The following is a 20,296-nucleotide window of genomic DNA, read 5'->3' as shown; positions in this document are numbered from 1 at the left end:
GATAAGGCCGCATGGCAACACTAACCACCACCCAAACGTCACCTTCGCTGCTTGGCGGCGTGGTGATCATCGGCGGAACCATTATTGGTGCCGGGATGTTCTCCCTGCCAGTGGTTATGTCCGGTGCGTGGTTCTTCTGGTCGCTGGCGGCGCTGGTTTTCACCTGGTTCTGCATGCTCCATTCCGGGCTGATGATCCTTGAAGCAAACCTGAACTACCGCATTGGCTCCAGCTTCGACACCATCACCCGAGATCTGCTGGGCAAAGGCTGGAACCTGGTGAACGGGTTGTCCATCGCGTTTGTACTCTATATCCTGACCTACGCGTACATTTCAGCGAGCGGGTCGATTCTGCATCACACCTTCTCCGAGATGTCGCTGAACGTTCCGGCGCGTCTGGCGGGTCTCTGCTTCGCGCTGGGCGTGGCGTTTATCGTCTGGATGAGCACCAAAGCGGTCAGCCGCATGACGGCGATCGTGTTGGGCGCCAAGGTCATCACCTTCTTCCTGACCTTCGGCAGCCTGCTGGGGCACGTCACGCCGGCCACGCTGTTTAACGTTGCGGAAGTGAACACCTCCTACACGCCATACCTGCTTATGACGTTGCCATTCTGTCTGGCGTCGTTCGGCTACCACGGCAACGTACCGAGCCTGATGAAGTACTACGGCAAGGATCCGCGCACCATCGTGAAATGCCTGATTTACGGCACGCTGCTGGCGCTGGGGCTGTATGTGATCTGGCTGCTGGGGACGATGGGTAACATCCCGCGTCCGGAATTTATCGGCATTGCGCAGAAGGGCGGTAACATTGATGTGCTGGTACAGGCGCTGAGTGGCGTGCTGAACAGCCGCAGTCTGGATCTGCTTCTGGTGGTCTTCTCTAACTTTGCGGTGGCGAGCTCATTTCTCGGCGTGACGCTGGGCCTGTTTGACTACCTGGCAGATCTGTTTGGTTTTGATGACTCTGCGATGGGGCGCTTCAAAACGGCGCTGTTAACCTTCCTGCCACCGATTGTGGGCGGCCTGCTGTGGCCGAACGGTTTCCTGTACGCCATCGGCTATGCAGGACTGGCGGCTACCATCTGGGCGGCGATTGTACCGGCGCTGCTGGCGCGTAAATCACGTAAGCGCTTCGGCAGCCCGAAATTCCGCGTCTGGGGCGGAAAACCGATGATTGCGCTGATCCTGGTATTTGGTATCGGCAACGCGGTGGTGCACATGCTGTCGAGTTTTAATCTGTTGCCTGTGTATCAGTAAACAGAAAGCCCGGTGGCGCTACGCTTACCGGGCCTACAGGGATCGCGTAGGCCGGATAAGGCGAAGTCGCCATCCGGCAAAAAACTACCCCACCAACTCCTCTTTCACCTGCATCGCCAGATCAAATGAATGCAAACGCGCCTGATGATCGAAAATCTGTCCGTTGACCATAATTTCATCCGCCTGCGTTTCTCGTAGCACTGCCTCCAGACCGTGACGCACCTTCGCCTTATCACCCACCAGCGACATGCTCAGGGCCTGCTGCACGCCATACTGCTCAGAGGCCGACCACAGCTGATGCATATTTTCTACCGGTGGTGGCAACTGGCCCGTCTCGCCGCGACGCAGCTTCACAAACGCCTGCTGCATGGAGGTAAACAGGAATTCCGCGTCGCGGTTGCTGTCGGCGGCAATGATATTGATGCACACCATCGCATACGGCTTCTCAAGACGCTCGGAAGGCTTGAAGTTTGTGCGGTAGAGATGCAGAGCCTGATGCAGCATATCCGGTGCGAAGTGGGAAGCGAACGCGAACGGCAGCCCCAGCTGTGCGGCAAGCTGTGCGCTGTACAGACTTGAGCCTAACAGCCACACCGGGATTTTCTCGCCGTAGCCCGGCACCGGGCGCACGTGCGGGTTAGGATCGCTCGCATCGAACCAGTCTACCAGCTCCGCTACATCACGCGGGAAGTTGTCGATATCGCCGCTCATATGGCGACGCAGGGCGCGCATGGTCGGCTGGTCGCTGCCCGGCGCGCGGCCAAGACCCAAATCAATGCGACCGGGGTAGAGTGTATTCAGGGTGCCAAACTGCTCGGCAATCACCAGCGGGGCATGGTTCGGCAGCATCACGCCACCGGAGCCAAGGTGCAAAATAGTGGTATTCGCCGCCAGATAGCCAATCAGTACTGAGGTGGCGGCGCTGGCGATGCCCACCATATTATGATGCTCCGCCAGCCAGTAGCGGTGATAGCCACGTTTTTCGGCAAGCTGAGCCAGATCCAGAGAGTGCGAAAAGGCTTCTCTTGCCGAGGAGCCTTGTGGAATCGGTGCCAGATCCAGCACCGAAAACGGAATGGTTTTGTCAGTCATAACAGCTCACTTTGTCGACGGTCAATCTTTAATACTGCATTAAAAAATGATAACCGTTGTTAACAAAGTGAGCTTTTTTACCCCTGCAATTCCAGCCCGGCGAGACGTTTCCAGTAACCGTTGCAGTCGCTGTTTGCCGTCAGCGGCAGCGGCGAGGTGCCGTTTTCGTTGGCACGGAAGGCGTCCAGCATGGCGAACACGCCGGTATCGAGCGGCGAAAGACGCACCATATCCACCAGCCCATGCATTGACGCCAGCTCGTTGCCGAGGTTATAGACGTAACCGCTCATAGTCTGAATGCCGTTGAGGACAAACACCTGCTGATTCTCCTGTGACAGCATGCTGCGTCCGTTCGGGTACTTAATGCAGCAGGTTTCACACTCGTCTTTCGGGCGATCTTCGGAACGCGCGGTGAAGCAGCGGGCAGAGTAGGCCAGCGGCAGATGGCCGTAGCTCAGCACTTCGACTTCAAACTGATTGCGAATGCCCAGCTCGTCACACTGATTTAGCAGGTTGACCAGCCAGTCGCGGGAGAGCTCAACCGGCATGCACCAGCGTGTCATCCCCTGTTTGAGCAGCAGGCGCAAGGTCACCGCGTTATAGCAGTTCAGCGCATGTCCGGCGACAAACGGCAGCTTACGCTCGGCGCACATGTTCACCACGCCCAGGTCGCTCGCCTCCAGCAGGAACTCACCGTTTTCGACGTAGCGCTTCAGCTCGCCCAGTTCAGAGGACGCCTGCACCAGCGCCAGCGTCGAGAGCACCACCTGCTTGCCGCTGCCGGCCAGGCTTTTCGCCATATCCAGCCAGTCGCCCACTTTGGTGGCGCGGCGCTTGCTGCACACCGCTTCGCCGAGGTAAATCACATCGGCGCTGCTGTTAGCCGCCTGCTGGTAAAAAACTTCCAGCGTCTCTTTTGGCCAGTAGTAAAGCACCGGCCCTAATGAATATTTCATGATTATCTCACTGCCATTTACGGTGATACGCGCCGAGCGTGGTTTGCGTGCCTTCGGACATCGCGCCGAGCGTCTCCATCCAGGCCGCCTGCGGGGCGTAGTTTTGCGGGTCGGCCATGCAGCGGTCGATGGCCTGACGCCACACCTTCGCCACCTGGCTCACGTAGGCCGGGCTACGCTGGCGGCCTTCGATTTTCACCGAGGCAATGTTGGCGGCCAGCAGTTCCGGCAGCAGCTCCAGCGTGTTGAGGCTGGTGGGCTCCTCCAGCGCGTGGTAGCGCTCGCCGTCCACCAGATAGCGGCCTTTGCACAGTGTCGGGTAGCCCGCGTTTTCACCGTCCTGATAGCGGTCGATTAACACGTTATTCAGGCGCGACTCCAGTCCCTGCGGCGTTTGCTGCCAGCGAACGAAGCGGGCAGGCGAGCAGGCACCGACGGTGTTTGGCGATTCCCCGGTAAGATAGGAAGAAAGATAGCAGCGGCCTTCGGCCATGATGCACAGGCTGCCGAAGGCAAAAACCTCCAGCGGCACTGGCGTGACGCGCGCCAGTTGCTTAACCTGATGAATAGAGAGCACGCGCGGAAGCACCACGCGGGCTACGTCAAAGTGTCGATGATAAAAACGCACGGCCTCTTCATTGGTGGCCGATGCCTGAACAGAGACGTGGCGCTCAATATGCGGATAACGTTCTGCCGCATACTCAAGCATAGCGAGGTCGGCCAGGATCAACGCATCGGCGCCCAGCTGGGCCGCCATATCCACGGCGCGCTGCCAGCGGGCGTAGCCATCAGGATGGGCAAAGGTATTGATGGCGATGTGCAGTTTGCGCCGGTGCTGGTGAACGAAGTTAACGGCTTCCTGAAGCTTTTTCTCCGTAAAGTTAAGACCCGCAAAATGGCGGGCATTGGTATCATCTTTCAGCCCGATATAGACCGCATCGGCCCCATTTTCGATGGCCGCCTTAAGCGCCGGAAGGTTTCCGGCAGGGCAGAGCAGCTCCATAATTTATCCCGATGTTGTCGATCGCAGGGATCGTAAAAAATGTTAACGAGCTGGGATTTTAATTAACCCATACGCGACAATTTTTGATTTAAGGCAGCTAATGGCGTATTGATGGCACCAATAATGAGGTATACCGGACAACGGTTTGTTGATTTACGCCGCTATCTTCTTGTCGGGATATGGCAAAATAGCAGGATTATAGCTATCAGGGAGTAAAGCTCGTGCTGGATAAACTGCGTTCACGTCTCGTACAATTCGGTCCATCAATGCTGAGCGTGCCGGTAAAACTGGCGCCGTTCGCGCTTAAACGCCAGGTGCTGGAACAGGTACTGAGCTGGCAGTTCCGCCAGGCGCTACAGGACGGTGAGCTTGAGTTTCTGGAAGGCCGCTGGTTAAAGATTGAAGTACGCGATATCGGGTTGCGCTGGTTTACTTCCGTAGAGAACGATCGGCTTATCGTCCGTGAAACCGCCGAGGCGGATGTCAGCTTTAGCGCGGATGCAAGCGATCTGCTGATGATCGCCGCGCGCAAACAGGATCCGGACACCCTCTTCTTCCAGCGTCGTCTGGTGATTGAAGGCGACACGGAGCTCGGTCTGTACGTCAAAAATTTAATGGATGCCATTGAGCTGGAGCAGATGCCGAAAGCACTGCGTATGATGTTGATGCAAATGGCAGATTTCGTTGAGGCCGGGCTAAAAACCCCGCCGGACAGTAAACACACTTCAGTAGGTGAACCATGCTGATTCGAGTCGAAATTGGGATTGATGCGCCGGGTATCGATGCGTTGTTACGCCGCTCTTTTGCAGGCGACGCCGAAGCTCAACTGGTTCACGATCTTCGCGAAGATGGCCTGATTACGCTGGGCCTGGTTGCCACCGACGATGAGGGGCAGGTGGTCGGCTACGTGGCGTTCAGTCCGGTGATTGTGCAGGGCGAAGAGTTGCAGTGGGTCGGCATGGCGCCGCTGGCGGTGGATGAAAACTACCGTGGACAGGGCCTGGCACGCCAGCTGGTCTATGAAGGGCTGGATTCCCTGAATGAATTTGGCTATGCCGCTGTCGTCGTTCTGGGCGATCCGGCGTTCTACGAGCGTTTAGGCTTTGAGCCAGCGTCCAGATACGATCTGCGCTGCCACTGGCCAGGCACGGAAACATCTTTCCTGGTACATCCTCTGGCGGACGATTCGCTCGACGGCGTTACCGGTCTGGTGGAGTACCACGATCATTTCAATCGTTTTTAAGCAGGCTTTCGCGTAGCGCCTCGAAAGAGCCGTCCCCGTTGACGAGACGCTCTTTCTGGCGCTTCGTCAGCTGCTTGATGCGGTATTCCAGCCTGAGCGCCAGGGATCTGTCGCCCACGGCGGCTGAAAACGCCAGCTGAAGTTCACCTTTCCCCCGCAGTGCTTTCGCCCCTTTTCCCGTTTGATGTTGTAAAAAACGCCGTGCCACATCGGTAGTGATCCCGGTGTAGAGTGCGTTATCAGCGGTTCGGACAAGATAGAGAAACCAGCACACGGTAAACAGATTCAGTATGTTAAGGTGAACGCACCATAGCATGAGAGAGAGCGAAAATGGAAACACTGGCCGCCATTAACCGCTGGCTGGCAAAGCAGCATGTTGTGACCTGGTGCGTCTGTAAAGACGAGGAGATGTGGTGCGCAAATGCCTTTTATTACTACGATCCCGAGCGCGTGGCCTTTTACGTGATGAGCGAAGACAAAACGCGGCATGCGCAGATGACGGGCCAACAGGCAAAAGTGGCGGGCACGGTAAATGGTCAGCCTAAAACCGTTGCGCTGATCCGCGGGGTCCAGTTCAAAGGCGAAATTCGTCGCCTGGAAGGTGAGGAAAGCGACGCCCAGCGTAAACGCTATACGCGCCGCTTCCCGGTGGCCGCAGCGCTAAAAGCCCCGGTGTGGGAAATCCGCCTCGATGAGCTGAAATTTACCGACAACACCCTGGGCTTTGGCAAGAAGCTGCACTGGTTACGCACCGAGCAGGCGTAGCGCTTCGCGGTTAAACGCTGGAAGATCGTCCGGCGTACGGCTGGTGATCAGCTGATCGTTATCGTTCACCACTTCCTGATCGTAGAACTCGGCGCCGGCGTTTTTCAGATCGATAACGATCGGTTTCACCGCGGTGAGCTTACGCCCGCGTACCACCTCGGCGCTGATCAGCAGCTGCGGACCGTGGCAAATGGCAAACACCGGTTTACCCGTGCCGACGAAGTCACGGGTAAAGGTGACGAAACGCTCGTCCCCGCGCAGGGAATCCGGTGAATGGCCGCCCGGTAACAGCAGGGCGTCGAAATCCGACGGGCTGACGTTATCAATGGATTCGTCAATGGTCACGCTGGCTTCACCCTTGTGGCCCTTCACGGTTTTACCCGCTTCTTTTTCGATGGTGACCACCTCGTGGCCCGCCTTGCGGAATGCCTCTGCTGGCGACGTAAATTCTGAATCTTCAAACTCGTCGGTAATCAAGACTGCGATTTTTTTACCCATGCTTCCTCCGTTGTTTTCGCTTCAGACTGTTTTTTTCCCGTTTGTGGTAAATACTTACCGGTAACAGACTTTTAAGTGTGGTAGAGCAGGCCCAGATCGCAAACGGACTATTCTGTAAAGGGGACAAGATGAGTCAGGTACTGATTACCGGCGCAACCGGGCTGGTGGGTGGACATTTGCTGCGGCTGCTGATCCAGGATCGGCATATCAACTATATCGCCGCCCCGACGCGTCGCCCGCTGTTGGATATCACCGGCGTCTATAACCCGCACGATCCCCAGCTTACCGACGCGCTGGCGCAGGTGCAGGATCCCATTGATATCGCCTTTTGCTGCCTTGGCACCACCCGACGGGAAGCGGGCAGTAAAGAAGCCTTTGTCCATGCAGATTACACGCTGGTGGTAGATACCGCCCTGACGGCCAAGAAGCTGGGTGCTAAGCATTTCCTGGTGGTCAGCGCGCACGGCGCGAACGCAGGCTCGCCGTTTTTTTACAACCAGGTGAAGGGCAAAATGGAAGAGGCGTTAATCGCGCAGCAATGGGAGCGCCTGACCATCGTACGGCCTTCCATGCTGATGGGCCACCGCGACGAACGGCGTTTCAACGAGTCTTTTTTCGCTCCGCTGTTTCGCATCCTGCCCGGTAACTGGAAGTCCATCGAGGCGCGGGATGTCGCGCAGGCGATGCTGAAAGAGGCACTGGCTCCGTCGCAAGAGGGGGTTAATATTATCCCTTCGGCAAAACTGCGTGAAATCGCGCAGGGCGAGGCGTAAACTTCCCCGGCTTATTAAATAACACCTTCCGGGGAATGGTATGACTGGTCAGTCTTCATCTCAGGCGGCAACACCTGTTCAGTGGTGGAAGCCCGCACTCTTCTTTCTCGTGGTCATCATTGGCCTCTGGTATGTGAAATGGCAGCCGTACTACGGTAAAGCCTTCACCGCCGCCGACACCCACAGCATCGGTAAATCGATTCTCGCGCAGGCCGATTCCAGCCCGCTTCGCGCGGCGTGGGATTACGCAATGGTCTATTTTCTTGCCGTCTGGAAAGCGGCGGTATTGGGCGTATTGCTGGGCTCGCTGATTCAGGTACTTATCCCGCGTAACTGGCTGATAAAAACCCTGGGACAACCGCGCCTGCAGGGCACGCTGCTGGGAACGATTTTCTCCCTGCCGGGCATGATGTGCTCCTGCTGCGCTGCACCGGTGGCGGCGGGTATGCGCCGACAGCGCGTGTCGATGGGCGGTGCGCTTGCCTTCTGGATGGGTAACCCCCTGCTGAACCCGGCAACGCTGGTGTTTATGGGCTTCGTTCTCGGCTGGCATTTCGCGTTTATACGTCTGGCGGCTGGCCTGCTGACGGTGGTGCTTGTCGCTACGCTAGTGCAGCACCTGGTGAAAGACAACGAGGCCGGGCCTGCCTCCGTTGAGCTGGACCTCAGCGATCCGCAGGGCAGTTTCTTAGCTCGCTGGGGCAAAGCGCTGTGGCAGCTTTTCTGGAGCACAATCCCGGTCTATATCCTGGCCGTACTGGTGCTGGGGGCGGCGCGCGTCTGGCTGTTCCCGCATGCGGATGGCGCTATCGACAACACGCTGATGTGGGTGATTGCGATGGCGGTGGCCGGTTGCCTGTTTGTGATCCCAACCGCGGCGGAGATCCCGATTATTCAGACCATGATGATGGCTGGCATGGGTACCGCACCGGCGCTGGCGCTGCTCATCACGCTGCCGGCGGTGAGCCTGCCGTCGCTGATCATGCTGCGTAAGTCATTCCCGGCGAAAGCGCTGTGGCTGACGGCGGGGCTGGTGGCGTTGAGCGGAGTGATTGTGGGGAGTATGGCGCTGGTGTGAAAGAAAGCCCGGTGGCGTTGGCGCTTACCGGGCTTACAGTCAGGTGTGAATTACTTGATATAAGTAAAGGCGGTGGTGACGTGCTTCACGCCGCTCACCCGGCTGGCGATATCCGCCGCCGCTTTCCCTTCACGTTCTGTCACCAGGCCTAGCAGGAACACTTCGCCGTTCTCAGTGGTTACTTTCACGTTTGAGGATTTCACCTGGTCGGTACCCAGCAGCTGGGAACGCACTTTGGTGGTGATCCAGGTATCAGATGACGCGGTGCCGAGACCAATCGGCTGGCCCTGGCGGATCTCGTTAAACACTTCCGCCGTACCTTCTACGCCCATCGCGATCTGTTTGGCGCGCGAGGCGAGTTCAGGGGTTGGCGCCTGGCCTGCCAGCAGAACTTTACCCTGATAAGCCGTCACGTTAATGCGTGCTTCCTTCTTGATCTGTTCGTCTTTCGACAGCGCACTGTTTACGCGCAGCTCAAGCGTACCGTCATCCACCTGCGTCCCAACGGTACGCGGATCGGTCGCTGCTTTGGTGCCGACCGCTGCGGTACCGACTACAGCGGCAGCGATGCATCCCTGAAGCAGTAATGCAGACATCACGACTGCAAGGGCCGATAAAACCTTCATGAGAACTCCTTAATCATCCTGGTGAGGGAAAAGCGTGTTATCGATCAGATCGCATAAGCAGTTCACCGTGAGCATATGCATCTCCTGGATGCGGGCGCTACGGTGCGAAGGAATGCGGATCTCCACATCCTGCGGCCCCAGCAGGCCAGCCAGCTCACCGCCGTCGTAACCGGTCAGGGCGACAATCGTCATGTCCCGGGTTACTGCCGCTTCAACCGCCTTAACGATATCCCGGCTGTTACCGCGCGTGGAGATCGCCAGCAACACGTCTCCGGCATGGCCTAAGGCGCGCACCTGCTTGGCGTAAATTTCGTCATGCAGACGATCGTTGGCAATCGCAGTTAAGACCACGTTATCGGTGTTTAGTGCAATGGCAGGTAAACTCGGTCGCTCGGTTTCGAAGCGATTGATCATGCTGGCAGCAAAATGCTGTGCGTTGGCGGCGGACGTGCCATTGCCACAACAGAGGATTTTGTTGCCGTTGAGCAGCGACTGAACCAGCGTCATCGCTGCACGCGAGATCGCGTCCGGAAGGGCTTCCGCTGCGGCAATCTGCGTTTGAATGCTTTCTGTGAAGCACACTTTTATTCGTTCGAGCACGGTATCCCTTTAAAATCTTATTTATGCGTCTTCGCCAAACGCGTTTTTAAGCCAGTCGATCGCATTTCCGGTGAAGGCTACCACATCGAAACGGCAATCCACAGTATCAAAACTCCCATTATGGCGGGCAAGCCACAAGTGGGCAGTCTGTAATAATTTTTGTTGTTTGGCGAGCGTCACGCTGGCGGCAGCACCGCCAAAACGGGACGACTGTCGGTAGCGTACTTCAACAAACACGATGGTTTGACCGTCTTTCATAATCAGGTCAATCTCGCCGCCGCGCCCGCGAACGTTGGCGGCGACAAAGCGCAGTCCTTTGCCTTCAAGCCAGCGGCGCGCTTTTAGCTCCCACGCGTCGCCGGTCTCTTTGCGGCTTAACTGGCCGGGACGATCTGCCCCTGCTGGTATTTGAGCCATGATAACTTCCTGTTAATCACACAATCCTGATCGGCGGTCAGATCGCCGGTATTCCCGTTAAGCTCAAAGCCCGGTACCTGGCGCATCTGGGTAAAGTGGTTTGCCAGCGCCCAGGCATCGACGCCCATCGCGTACAGACGCGCCAGGGAATAATCATTGCGCACCGCGCCCAGCGCCTGCTGCATCAACTGCGGGTTGCTGCCTGCCAGCATAGGGATCTCGCTGTATTGCAGTCCTTCCATTTCCAGACGGAAATCCGGGCCTGCGGTACCCTGTGCGCTGCGGGAGCTGGCGTAGAGCGTTGCGCCGCTCTGGCTGCCGTTACGCATGGCGATCATTGGTTTGATAAAGGCGATCTCTTCCGGCGTAGCGACGATGTATGCCGAATCCACTTTACCGCCGCCGCTGATTTGCGCGTCGGTAGGGGGGGCTGGGATCGTCAGACCGCCGATGGTGACGCTCTGCTGCTGCGGCAGGCTGGCGGATACCGGGCTACCGTTGAGGGCAATACCTGCCCCGCCGTTCACGCCCGCTCTCAGTTCGGAAGCTGAGCCAAATTTCTGCTGCAACACCACGCCACCGCCAAGGGTCTGCCACTCTTGCGCAAAGGCGTTGGCAACGCGGTCGCCCAGCGTGCTGCGTGGGATCAGCAGCAGCGGCGCCTGCTTGCCCTGCTCGTGAATATGACGGGCCGCATCGCGGGCTTCATCCTCCGGAGAGAGGGCGAAGTAACAGATATTGGCGCGGTTCTGAACCTGCTCTGGCTGGTTCAACGCAAGCACGTTCAGCGTGGTGTTGCTCTTCATCAGCGCTTCCACGTTGTTTTTCAACAGCGGGCCGACAACGATGCTGGCCCCGTCCTGCTGAACCTGCGCCAGCACCTGGTCAAGCGGCTGGGCGCTGGTGTCGTAGATTTTCAACTCTGCACCAGGGTTAGCGCTGGTGGTGGCCACAGCCTGCGGCTGGGCTGCTGGCTGCTGTTCCGGCTGCGCGGTTTGCGGCTGAGGTTGTTCTGCCGTCGCGGGCGCCGGGGTTTCAGCCGGGGCCTGTGTTGCCGCAGGCGCTGAGGTAGCGGGTTGCGTCGTTGGGGCGGTAACCGGATTCTGCATGGTGCCCTGGGCAGGGGTTTGCGCGGTGGTCAGGTCGCTGGTTTCGGCGGCTGACGGACTGACGACGTCATTCACATTCGCCGCCTGTGCTGCCTGCGCCGGAACGGCGCTGCCGGTGACGGCGGTAGTGCCGTTTTTCGCGGCTTCAAAACCTTGCTGAATGGCGCGGCCAAACACCGCTGCCTGGCCGTTTAACGGCAGCAGCAGGGCGATTTTGCTGGTGGAGGCGGGCTTAAAGTTTTGCACGTTCACCAGCTGCGTTGGCAGCATTTTTGCTCCCGGGTTTTGCGGGTAGCGCTTTTGCCAGTCGGTAATGCCGGCTTTCAGCATGTTCGGATCGCTGCGGTTGTTGAACCACATCTGTTGCAGATCCAGCCAGCCTTGCAGGACATTTTCATCGGCGTTGATCACCAGCGCTCTGGCCTGATCCTGGGTCATGGAGGCGAGTGCCTGCCAGGTTGCGTCAATATTTTTCTGCTTGTCCGCACCCGCGAGCAGAGGCTCCTGGGCAATCAGCGCGCGGAGAAGCGTCAGGGAGGGGCGACCCTGCTCAGCGGTGATACCGGCCTGCCAGAAACGGGCCTGCTGATTCTTATCCAGCGCGCTCAGTTCGATAGTGCCGAGGATCTTCTTCGCGCCGTCGAAATCTTTCTGCGCGACCTTCAGTTCTGCCGACAGCAGCGTCTGCTCATGGCGCTGATCGTCGTTAAGATCCTGCGGCAGCTGGCTGAACAGCTCGGCGGCCTGCTGGGTTTTTCCTTCCTTCAGCAGTGCACGAATGGCGAGTAATTGCCAGTTGATCCTGGTATCATTTGAACTCTGCGACATTTGTTGCAGATAAAAGCCAGAATCAGCCTGAGCGGATCCCTGCATATGAGCAGTGCTCTGGTCGGGTGCCTGAGTGCCGCAGCCTGTAAAGATCAGGGCTGCCAGCAGGAGGGGCACGCTGTGCGCGGCTTTTTTTCGAAGAAACGTTAACGGTACCATACTGTATCCAGTGATTTTTTTACGCAATGCTCAATATTAAATCGGCAATACGGACGAAACAATGAAACAACACGAAACGGCAGATAATTCTCAAGGCCAGCTTTATATTGTACCTACTCCTATCGGGAATTTGTCTGATATTACCCAACGTGCACTCACTGTATTGCAAGCTGTTGATTTAATTGCTGCTGAAGACACCCGTCATACCGGTTTACTGCTGCAGCACTTTGCCATTAACGCCCGTTTGTTTGCCCTGCACGATCACAATGAGCAACAAAAAGCCGAAACGCTGGTGGCGAAGCTGAAAGAAGGGCAGAACATCGCGCTGGTCTCCGATGCGGGTACGCCGCTTATCAACGATCCGGGTTACCATCTGGTGCGCACTTGCCGTGAAGCAGGGATCCGCGTTGTGCCGCTGCCGGGGCCGTGTGCTGCTATTGCCGCATTAAGTGCGGCGGGCCTGCCGTCCGATCGTTTCTGCTACGAAGGTTTCCTGCCTGCTAAATCCAAAGGCCGTCGCGACGTGTTAAAGGATCTGGAAGCAGAGCCGCGTACCCTGATTTTTTACGAATCAACCCACCGCCTGCTGGAAAGCCTGGAGGATATGGTTACCGTCTGGGGCGAATCCCGCTACGTGGTGCTGGCGCGCGAGCTGACCAAAACCTGGGAAACCATTCACGGCGCGCCGGTTGGCGAACTGCTGGCGTGGGTGAAAGAGGATGAGAACCGCCGCAAGGGCGAAATGGTGCTGATTGTCGAAGGGCATAAAGCGCAGGAAGACGCCCTGCCTGCCGATGCGCTGCGTACGCTGGCCCTGCTACAGGCTGAACTCCCCCTGAAAAAAGCGGCGGCGCTGGCGGCGGAGATCCACGGCGTGAAGAAAAATGCGCTGTATAAATATGCGCTGGAGCAGCAGGGGGAGTAAGCCCCTGCCGCCTGTTTTGCCGGGTGGCGGCTTCGCCTTACCCGGCCTACACCGTGTCAAAGCCTCACTATTTTCCCGGCATCGCCTCAAACACCAGCGTTTCCAGCGGTTGCAGCGTAATCACCACAGCGTTTTTATACTCCTCTGGTACGGTCGAATTACTGCCGTACACGGCTTTCAGGGTAAACTGCGAGCGCTCTCCTGCCGGGATCTCAAAATCTTTGGTTAAATCCAGGTAGTAACGTTGCGGCTTATCCGACGGGTTGCGTAAACCAAAAATCGCTTTGTCTTTACTCCATGAGGCCCAGCCGTAAACCTCAAGCGAAGTTGGGTCACCGCCAATCCAGTGCGTATCCACCAGCACGCTGGCATTCTCACGCGACCACTTCGCCGCCTGTGCCAGGGTGTCCCACTTCGCCTTGTTAAGCATGGACGGCGTGATGTACAGCTCCTGAAGTTGAGTTCCGGTCGCGAAGTAGCTCCAGACCTGATCGGCAAAATCACCGTCCGTTTGTACTTTCTCCAGTCCATAGTAAGCGTTCTCTGCACTGACGATCCCGTGGTACATCAGGGAGTTCAGCGGGAACAGCGGGCCTTTGCGTACGATGGAGCGATAAGTTTCGGCATCCCGGTAGGTCATCCACTGCTGCACTGGCGTGCCGGGACCGTACAGGTTGATATCATCGCCCTGACGCCAGATTGAATCAGCATAGAACAGCCAGGACGGGCTCGCGTCGGTCCCGGTGGTCAGGTTGATAAACAGGTTCGGGTTTGCGCTGCGCATGTTGTGCAGCAGGGCAATGGACGCGTCAAAATCCGATGCAAATGGGCTGCCCTTGATATGCGAATTGGCGTTACCCATTCCGTCGAGCTTGAACGAGGTAATGTGCTCGTTTTTGATCAGCTTAATGATCTGATCGTTAAAGTTTTTAAAGTAGTTCGGCCCCGACAGCGCCAGCTTGCCGTCTACGGTTTCGAAACCATACTCTTTTGCATGCGAGACGCGAATATCGCGTGGCTTGTTGTAACCGCCCCACGGTGAAAGCCACAGCCCAACCGAGCTATGCAGGCTATCGGCTTTTTCCCTGACTTTGCCAAAACCGTTGCTGAATGCCGGGCCAAACAGCCAGCGTCCGGTGCGATCGTCCCAGCCATCGTCCAGCAGGAACGCGTCCAGCGCCACCCCGCGTCCGGCAATAAATTCTTTATTCCATTCGTCCATCCGCCCAATGACATCCTGCTCGGAGTAAGGAGTAAAGAAGCCAATGTCCATCCAGCTGTTGTAGTGCAGATAAGGCTTATAAGGCCGCGGGCGCACGGCATCGATAAACTGGTTTACGCTGCGCCGCAGCTGATTAGTTTCCGGGAAAGTGCCGAACCAGGTGGTAAAACTGACCGGTGTCTCAGGCAGAATTGGCGTTTTCAGCTCCACGTTGAGGTTCGTGGTGGCTTCATAAGCGTAAGTATTCACAATCGGTCTGTCTGGCAGGATGAAGAACGAGTCGGCCACGATTGGCGAGCTGTTAATCGCCCCGTCAACGTAAGGTGCCTGAGACTGCTTCTTCGTCGGGAAGAAGGTCATTTTCGCTACGTCCCGCGGCTGCCCGACGGCGGCGATGGTGTAGCCGATGCTGGCGTATTTTCCCTTCACCAGGTTCAGTTTCACCGTTACGTTAAAATCCGGATGCGTAAAGTCGATGACTATCGCGTTGCCCTGCTTTTCGACGTGCTTGATTTTGAAATCAGCGGTGTGGATTTTTGTTTCATCCGGCAGCGTCAGAAAGAACAACTCCTGGGGCGTGAGCGGATGGTTAGCCTTGCTGTCCGTTACTACTACCGTTGCATTTGCATCATCAAACGAAAGGGCAATATTGTTGTTACTGAGCGCGTAGTTTGCTGCCGCCGCGCCATGAGAAACACAGAGAGCCAGCAGCGAGAGAGTGAGCCTTGTTTTCATCGGGGTAAGATCCTTATCAGTAATGCTTCAGCATTCGGTTGATGGACTGTTCCAGCCAGTAGCGCTGGGTGCCGAAGTTAATACGCAGGTAGTTTTCGCCGTTTTGTACGTAGTGGCTGCCATCTTCGATGACCACGCCAGCCTGTTTGGCGAAATGTTGGGTTAGCGCCGTCGCACTGCGATCGTCCGCACTGACGTCTATCCAGGCGAGATACGACGACTCCGGGTTCATCATCTTCCATGCAGGGAAGTGGGTCTGGATGGCATCCGCAAGGTAGCGGGCATTGCCGCGCAGATAACCATTCAGCGCGTCGAGCCATGGCAGACCTTGCCGATAGGCCAGAATAATTCCCCACACGCCGAAGATATTCGGCTAGGTAATGGAGTTCTTCTCCAACTGCTGGCGGAAACGCTGGCGCAGCGAATCGTCTGGAATCATTGAGTAGGATGTTTTTAGCCCGCCAAGGTTGAAGGCTTTATTGGGGGAGGTCAGCACAATCAGGTTGTCCTGGGCGGCACAGCCCGAAGTCAGACAGCTGACGAATGTACCGTCCAGAATGTGCTCGGCGTGAACCTCATCAACCACCAGAATCGTGCCGTAGCGCTTACAGAGATCGGACACCTGGCGTATCTCATCCGCGCGCCAGATGCGGCCCGAGGGGTTATGCGGCGAGCAGAAGAACCACAGTTTTGGACGGTGAGTTTTGAGCTGAACTTCAATCAGATTAAAATCCAGCTGATAGCGGTTTTCCTTCACGCTCAGCGGATTTGCAAGCACCCGCACGCCCTGTCGCTGTGTCGCCATCGCAAACGGGTCATACACCGGGGTGTTCATCATCACGCAGTCGCCGGGATTGCAGAACGCCTGAACCGTATAGTGCAGCGTAGAAACGGTGCCGTAGGTCAGGGTGATCCATGACTTATGCACCTCAACCTGATGACGGGTGCGCTGGAAGGCGATGACCGCATCGTAGAATTCGTCGAAGCACCAGGTGTAACCGAAGGTGCCATGCTCCACGATGCGCTGAAAGCCTTCAATCACGGCGGGTGGCGAGGTGAAATCCATGTCTGCTATCCACAGCGGGATAAATCCCTCCGGGACATCACCGAAACGCGAACACACAAACGCATGATCCCATTTACGGCATTTATCGCTTTTACGCTCAATGATTCTGTCGAAATCAAACACAACGACCCCCTGTTAAATTAAGGCTTCAATGCCGGATTTGACGCTCTGCACCTGCGGGCCGATGATCACCTGAACGCTGTGGGCATCAAGCACCACGACTGACAAGGCGCCAGCGGCCTTCAGCGCCTGCTGGTCGATAAGCCCCATATCTTTCACCACCAGACGTAAGCGGGTAATGCAGTTGTCGAGCGACTCAATATTCTCTTTACCGCCAAGCGCGCGAAGAATAAGCCCATGATCGTATTTTGATTTTCCACGTGCCCGGGTATTGGCTTCCACCGCCTGGAGCGCACCCTGCGCGTCAACCTCACGGCCTGGCGTTTTTATATCGTGCTTGAGGATGTACCAGCGGAAGACGAAGAAGTAGATAGCAAACCAGGCAATACCCACCGGGAACAGCAGATACCATTTGGTCGACATCCCCTGCATGACGCCGAAGATCAGCAGATCCAGAATACCGCCGTCAGTGTTGCCGATGGTGACGCCGAGCAGCGCCATCACCATCAGCGCCAGGCCAGACATAACGATATGAAACGCGTAAAGCACAGGGGCAATAAACAGGAACAGGAACTCAATCGGCTCTGAAATACCCGTGACAACTGAAACCAGCACGCCTGAAAGCAGCAGCCCTTTAATCACCGGACGGTTTTCCGGGCGCGCGGTGCGGTAGATAGCGTAAGCCACGGCAGGCAGGCCGAAGATAAAGGTCGGCATAAACCCTTGCGATAAAAATGCCGTAACGTGCGGGCTAAACGGCAGACCCGCTTTCAGCTCGGCGTAGAAAATGTTCAGCGCACCGGCCACTTCCTGGCCGTTAACCATCTCAATGCCGCCCGCCGGGGTGAAGCGCACCATCGCCAGCAGAATGTGATGCAGGCCAAAAGGTTTGAGTAGCAGCACGCCCACGCCATACAGGAACGGTCCAAAGACGCTGGTGCTCTGGATGATATGACCAATCCCGGCAATGCCCATTGCCACATATTCCCACAGCAGGGGGATGACCAGGCCGACCAGCGACAGGGTGAGGGCGGTAACAATCGGAACAAAACGAATGCCGCTAAAGAAGGCAAATGCGTCGTGCAGCACCGTGTCCTGGAAGCGTTCGTGCAGGAAGTAGGTGATCACCCCTACCACAATGCCGCCGAGCACGCCCATCTCCAGCGTTTGAATGCCAAGCACGATGGATTGTCCCACCTGTCTCATGGTGGCGGCATCCGCAAGCTGGTGGGTGGCGGTCAGGTAGTAGTTGATGCTCATGTTCATCAGCATGTAGCCAACGAATCCGGCAAAAGCGCCCACCGCTTTATTACGCCTGGCAAGGCCCATTGGGATCGCCATGGCAAACATCAGCGGCAGATAGGTAAAAGCAAAGCCACCGACCATGGCGATAAAACCAAAGGTGAGCTGCGTTAACTCGCCGCCCAGAAAGGGAAAACTTTTGATGGTGGAAGGGCTGGTGACAGAACTACCGATACCTAACAACAACCCCATAAAGGCCAATAGCGAAACCGGGAACATAAACGTCTTTCCCAGGCTCTGGAAAAACTCCCACGCTTTCGATTTAAACGACTTTTCCTGTGTCATGTAGGGACTCCTCGGATTTTTAGGATAATGGAAGGCGCTGTCCGGCTTAAGGACGCGCCTTCATATTTGCGAGGCTTATAGTTATTTTTTAGGTACTAACGTTATGCGCGATGGGTTCAGGCTTCAGCCGGAAGCAGCAGCCGGTTCGCCGAGCCGCAAACGGTGATTTTGCTTCTGACCACCTCTATCATGGCATCCATGCCGACGCGCATGTAGAAGCGCGGATCGTTGCCCTGTGGGTTCTCGGCAAACCAGGCTTTGACTGCGTCAGAGAAGGCGATTTTCAGCTCTGTTGCGACGTTAACTTTGCAGACGCCCAGCTCAATGGTGCGGCGCACATCCTCATCCGGAACATCGCTCGCACCGTGCAGTACCAGCGGCACTGTCACTACCTCGCGGATCTCGGCCAGCCGCTGGAAGTCGATTTTTGGGCGTTTGGTATAGAGGCCGTGCGCGGTTCCGATGGCAACGGCGAGGCTGTCCACGCCTGTCAGTTCGACAAAGCGTTTTGCTTCCTGCGGGTCTGTCAGGAACGCGCTTTCGGCGTCGACGCTCATGTCATCTTCCACTCCACCCAGTCGGCCCAGTTCGGCCTCGACGCTACAGTCGTTGAGGTGACAGAAATCGACGACCGATTTCACCAGCTTGACGTTTTGTTCGAAGGGGTAATGGCTACCGTCGATCATTGCGCTACGTACGCCGGCATGGACTTTGCGGCGAATGTCATCCAGCGATTCGTGGTGATCGAGGTGTAGCGCCAGCGGCATGTCATAAGTAAGGGAATATGCGCTGCACAAGGCGTAGATCTCTTCCAGCGCAATATGTTTAAACGTCCCCGGCGTACCCGCGAGGATCACCGGGGATCGCATTTCGCTACAGACTTCGAGGATCGCCTGGATCGTCTCGGCGTTATGAATGTTAAAGGCCGGAACGGCATAGCCCTTTGCCTGTGCGTCCTGCAAAAGATAATTGGTGGAAATAATACTCATGAGCCTGTCCTCTTAAGCCTGCCACGGATGAATAACGACGCCCTGGACCACACGGTTAACCGTACCGCTGGCGGATGGCGTATCTGGCGTATTGCCAACGTGCAGAGACTGGGTCAGTGCGAAGACCTGGGCGTACATCAGGAAGCAGAACGCCTGCTCCATATCGTTAAATGAACGAGAAGGCGGCAGCAGGATATGCGGGCCAGCTTCAATGACCGGATCCGTTTCGGCTGCAATGGCTACTACCCGCATAGCCTGACGATCGCGACGCAGCTCGGCGAGCAGATCCAGATCGTACTGACGCGTGTACGGATGGCTGGAGACAAACACGACGACCAGCGTTTCGTTGTCCACCAGCGACTTAGGCCCGTGACGGAAACCCGTTGGCGAATCGTAGAATGCCGCCAGCTTGCCGGCGGTCAGCTCCAGCACTTTCAGCGCAGACTCCCGTGCGGCGCCCTGTAATCCACCGCTGCCCAGATAAACAATGCGTTTCCACGGTTCGTTACCAAAGACGCCGGGGCTGAAATCGCCAAGCGATGTGAGGATCGCCTGACAGCGATCGGACACGTTCCGGAACGTTTTGCTGTTGATCGTTTCCGGTGCGAATACCGCCAGGCAGCTCGCCATCATGGTGGTGATGCTGCTTGTCATCGCAAACCCGCGATCGTGCGTTTCGGCTGGCATGAGCAGAGCGCAGGCGTTATCACTGTCGACGGCATTCTGGTACAGGCTGCCCGCTTCATTACAGGTGATCGACAGGTGGTAGCACTCCGGTACAAACTGATTCGCCAGCTCAACGGCAGCGACGCTCTCCGGGCTATTGCCAGAACGGGCGAAAGAGACCAGCAGCAGCGGGTGCGCAGGGCTGAAGTAATCCATAGGGTTGGTGACCAGATCGGTCGTAGGTATCGCGGTGATGTTTTTTCCTGTGTGGCTGGCAAGCCATGGCGCAATGATGTCGCCGATAAAAGCGGACGTGCCCGCGCCAGTCAGAACGATCCGCAGATCGGGCTTGCGCAACAGTGGCGTCAGAAAACTGTCGATCGACGCGCGCAGATTATCAATATTGTTGAGCGAGCGAAGCCAGCTGGCTGGCTGCTGGCGGATCTCTTTTTCGGTCCAGGTGCCGGTGGCGGCGGTAGTGGTTTGTGGCATAACTCAGTCCTTAGTCGTGTGAATTCCACATCAGACGCTGGCAAACGTGTCGCTATCTTTCGTTTCGTTTCACTTGTTCACTTTAGCAATT

20 protein-coding genes and 1 pseudogene are annotated in these 20,296 nt (G+C 56.8%); 7 read left to right on the top strand and 14 right to left on the bottom strand.

The genetic code is table 11. The annotated features are described in order from the left end of the window. Nucleotides 1–11 precede the first annotated feature (11 nt). A complete protein-coding gene (gene mtr, locus IPZ49_RS16465; protein WP_046620869.1) occupies nucleotides 12–1,256 on the top strand; it encodes a tryptophan permease in 1,245 nt (414 codons plus the stop codon). Nucleotides 1,257–1,340: 84 nt separating this feature from the next. On the opposite strand, the gene IPZ49_RS16460 is transcribed toward mtr, so the two are convergent. The 3 genes from IPZ49_RS16460 to IPZ49_RS16450 all read right to left on the bottom strand — a co-directional run bounded on the left by IPZ49_RS16460 (nucleotide 1,341) and on the right by IPZ49_RS16450 (nucleotide 4,307). Continuing rightward, nucleotides 1,341–2,348: an LLM class flavin-dependent oxidoreductase gene (locus tag IPZ49_RS16460; protein WP_063146522.1), complete on the bottom strand. Its 1,008-nt coding sequence runs from the start codon at nucleotides 2,346–2,348 to the stop codon at nucleotides 1,341–1,343. 77 nt (nucleotides 2,349–2,425) lie between these two features. Then, the gene (locus tag IPZ49_RS16455) at nucleotides 2,426–3,304 is read right to left on the bottom strand and encodes a U32 family peptidase (protein ID WP_063146523.1); all 879 of its coding nucleotides are present in this window, start codon (nucleotides 3,302–3,304) and stop codon (nucleotides 2,426–2,428) included. A gap of 7 nt (nucleotides 3,305–3,311) precedes the next feature. After that, on the bottom strand, nucleotides 3,312–4,307 hold the full coding sequence (locus IPZ49_RS16450; RefSeq protein ID WP_022649510.1) for a peptidase U32 family protein: 996 nt from the start codon (nucleotides 4,305–4,307) through the stop codon (nucleotides 3,312–3,314). Between the two features lie 221 nt (nucleotides 4,308–4,528). Between IPZ49_RS16450 and IPZ49_RS16445 the strand changes: the two genes are divergently transcribed. Next, entirely contained in the window at nucleotides 4,529–5,053 is a 525-nt protein-coding gene (locus IPZ49_RS16445; protein WP_003861771.1) for an SCP2 domain-containing protein, read from the top strand. Beyond that, nucleotides 5,047–5,550 (top strand): GNAT family N-acetyltransferase, encoded by a 504-nt coding sequence (locus IPZ49_RS16440; RefSeq protein ID WP_022649509.1) that lies wholly within the window; start codon nucleotides 5,047–5,049, stop codon nucleotides 5,548–5,550. The genes IPZ49_RS16445 and IPZ49_RS16440 overlap by 7 nt, the downstream gene beginning before the upstream one ends. On the opposite strand, the gene IPZ49_RS16435 is transcribed toward IPZ49_RS16440, so the two are convergent. Then, nucleotides 5,537–5,866: a GIY-YIG nuclease family protein gene (locus IPZ49_RS16435; RefSeq protein ID WP_003861768.1), complete on the bottom strand. Its 330-nt coding sequence runs from the start codon at nucleotides 5,864–5,866 to the stop codon at nucleotides 5,537–5,539. The two genes, IPZ49_RS16440 and IPZ49_RS16435, sit on opposite strands and share 14 nt — an antisense overlap. A gap of 14 nt (nucleotides 5,867–5,880) precedes the next feature. Here IPZ49_RS16435 and IPZ49_RS16430 point away from each other — a divergent pair, with 14 nt between their 5' ends. After that, nucleotides 5,881–6,315: a YhbP family protein gene (locus IPZ49_RS16430; protein ID WP_022649508.1), complete on the top strand. Its 435-nt coding sequence runs from the start codon at nucleotides 5,881–5,883 to the stop codon at nucleotides 6,313–6,315. Here IPZ49_RS16430 and IPZ49_RS16425 read toward each other — a convergent pair. Beyond that, nucleotides 6,295–6,813 (bottom strand): type 1 glutamine amidotransferase domain-containing protein, encoded by a 519-nt coding sequence (locus tag IPZ49_RS16425; RefSeq protein WP_015571965.1) that lies wholly within the window; start codon nucleotides 6,811–6,813, stop codon nucleotides 6,295–6,297. The genes IPZ49_RS16430 and IPZ49_RS16425 overlap by 21 nt on opposite strands. Before the next feature lie 128 nt (nucleotides 6,814–6,941). On the opposite strand from IPZ49_RS16425, the gene IPZ49_RS16420 reads away from it, so the two are divergent. Next, nucleotides 6,942–7,586, top strand: coding sequence for an NAD(P)H-binding protein (locus IPZ49_RS16420; RefSeq protein ID WP_022649507.1), 645 nt, complete (start codon nucleotides 6,942–6,944; stop codon nucleotides 7,584–7,586). 40 nt (nucleotides 7,587–7,626) lie between these two features. Further along, nucleotides 7,627–8,664, top strand: coding sequence for a permease (locus IPZ49_RS16415; RefSeq protein ID WP_023307055.1), 1,038 nt, complete (start codon nucleotides 7,627–7,629; stop codon nucleotides 8,662–8,664). Nucleotides 8,665–8,714: 50 nt separating this feature from the next. Here IPZ49_RS16415 and dolP read toward each other — a convergent pair whose 3' ends face one another. From dolP to IPZ49_RS16395, 4 genes are read right to left on the bottom strand one after another with little or no spacing between them, the layout of a single operon-like run. Next, nucleotides 8,715–9,290 carry a division/outer membrane stress-associated lipid-binding lipoprotein gene (dolP, locus tag IPZ49_RS16410; protein WP_022649505.1) on the bottom strand — a complete coding sequence of 192 codons (576 nt, stop codon included), beginning with the start codon at nucleotides 9,288–9,290 and terminating at the stop codon, nucleotides 8,715–8,717. A 9-nt stretch (nucleotides 9,291–9,299) separates the two neighbouring features. Continuing rightward, nucleotides 9,300–9,890, bottom strand: a complete 591-nt coding sequence (gene diaA, locus IPZ49_RS16405; protein ID WP_003861754.1) for a DnaA initiator-associating protein DiaA — start codon at nucleotides 9,888–9,890, stop codon at nucleotides 9,300–9,302. Between the two features lie 21 nt (nucleotides 9,891–9,911). Next, nucleotides 9,912–10,307 (bottom strand): YraN family protein, encoded by a 396-nt coding sequence (locus tag IPZ49_RS16400; protein WP_022649504.1) that lies wholly within the window; start codon nucleotides 10,305–10,307, stop codon nucleotides 9,912–9,914. Beyond that, on the bottom strand, nucleotides 10,265–12,403 hold the full coding sequence (locus IPZ49_RS16395) for a penicillin-binding protein activator (RefSeq protein ID WP_045622090.1): 2,139 nt from the start codon (nucleotides 12,401–12,403) through the stop codon (nucleotides 10,265–10,267). Before IPZ49_RS16395 ends, IPZ49_RS16400 begins: the two co-directional genes overlap by 43 nt. Before the next feature lie 61 nt (nucleotides 12,404–12,464). On the opposite strand from IPZ49_RS16395, the gene rsmI reads away from it, so the two are divergent. Continuing rightward, nucleotides 12,465–13,328, top strand: coding sequence for a 16S rRNA (cytidine(1402)-2'-O)-methyltransferase (gene rsmI / locus IPZ49_RS16390; RefSeq protein WP_063146524.1), 864 nt, complete (start codon nucleotides 12,465–12,467; stop codon nucleotides 13,326–13,328). A 67-nt stretch (nucleotides 13,329–13,395) separates the two neighbouring features. Here the strand turns inward: rsmI and IPZ49_RS16385 are convergent, their stop codons facing one another. The 5 genes and pseudogenes from IPZ49_RS16385 to IPZ49_RS16365 all read right to left on the bottom strand — a co-directional run bounded on the left by IPZ49_RS16385 (nucleotide 13,396) and on the right by IPZ49_RS16365 (nucleotide 20,205). Beyond that, the gene (locus tag IPZ49_RS16385; protein ID WP_063146525.1) at nucleotides 13,396–15,285 is read right to left on the bottom strand and encodes a hypothetical protein; all 1,890 of its coding nucleotides are present in this window, start codon (nucleotides 15,283–15,285) and stop codon (nucleotides 13,396–13,398) included. Nucleotides 15,286–15,301: 16 nt separating this feature from the next. After that, a pseudogene (locus tag IPZ49_RS16380) lies at nucleotides 15,302–16,474 on the bottom strand (MalY/PatB family protein). A gap of 12 nt (nucleotides 16,475–16,486) precedes the next feature. Continuing rightward, nucleotides 16,487–18,058, bottom strand: coding sequence for a maltose/glucose-specific PTS transporter subunit IIBC (gene malX / locus IPZ49_RS16375; protein WP_022649499.1), 1,572 nt, complete (start codon nucleotides 18,056–18,058; stop codon nucleotides 16,487–16,489). A gap of 116 nt (nucleotides 18,059–18,174) precedes the next feature. Continuing rightward, nucleotides 18,175–19,047, bottom strand: a complete 873-nt coding sequence (gene kbaY / locus IPZ49_RS16370; protein WP_063146526.1) for a tagatose-bisphosphate aldolase subunit KbaY — start codon at nucleotides 19,045–19,047, stop codon at nucleotides 18,175–18,177. A gap of 12 nt (nucleotides 19,048–19,059) precedes the next feature. Next, entirely contained in the window at nucleotides 19,060–20,205 is a 1,146-nt protein-coding gene (locus IPZ49_RS16365) for an SIS domain-containing protein (protein ID WP_045308028.1), read from the bottom strand. Between the last annotated feature and the right edge of the window lie 91 nt (nucleotides 20,206–20,296).

This window comes from Enterobacter cloacae complex sp. S2, assembly GCF_015159675.1.
Lineage (GTDB): Bacteria > Pseudomonadota > Gammaproteobacteria > Enterobacterales > Enterobacteriaceae > Enterobacter > Enterobacter intestinihominis.
Note: the sequence above shows the minus strand (reverse complement) of the source record. Positions and strands in the feature narration are given on the sequence as shown.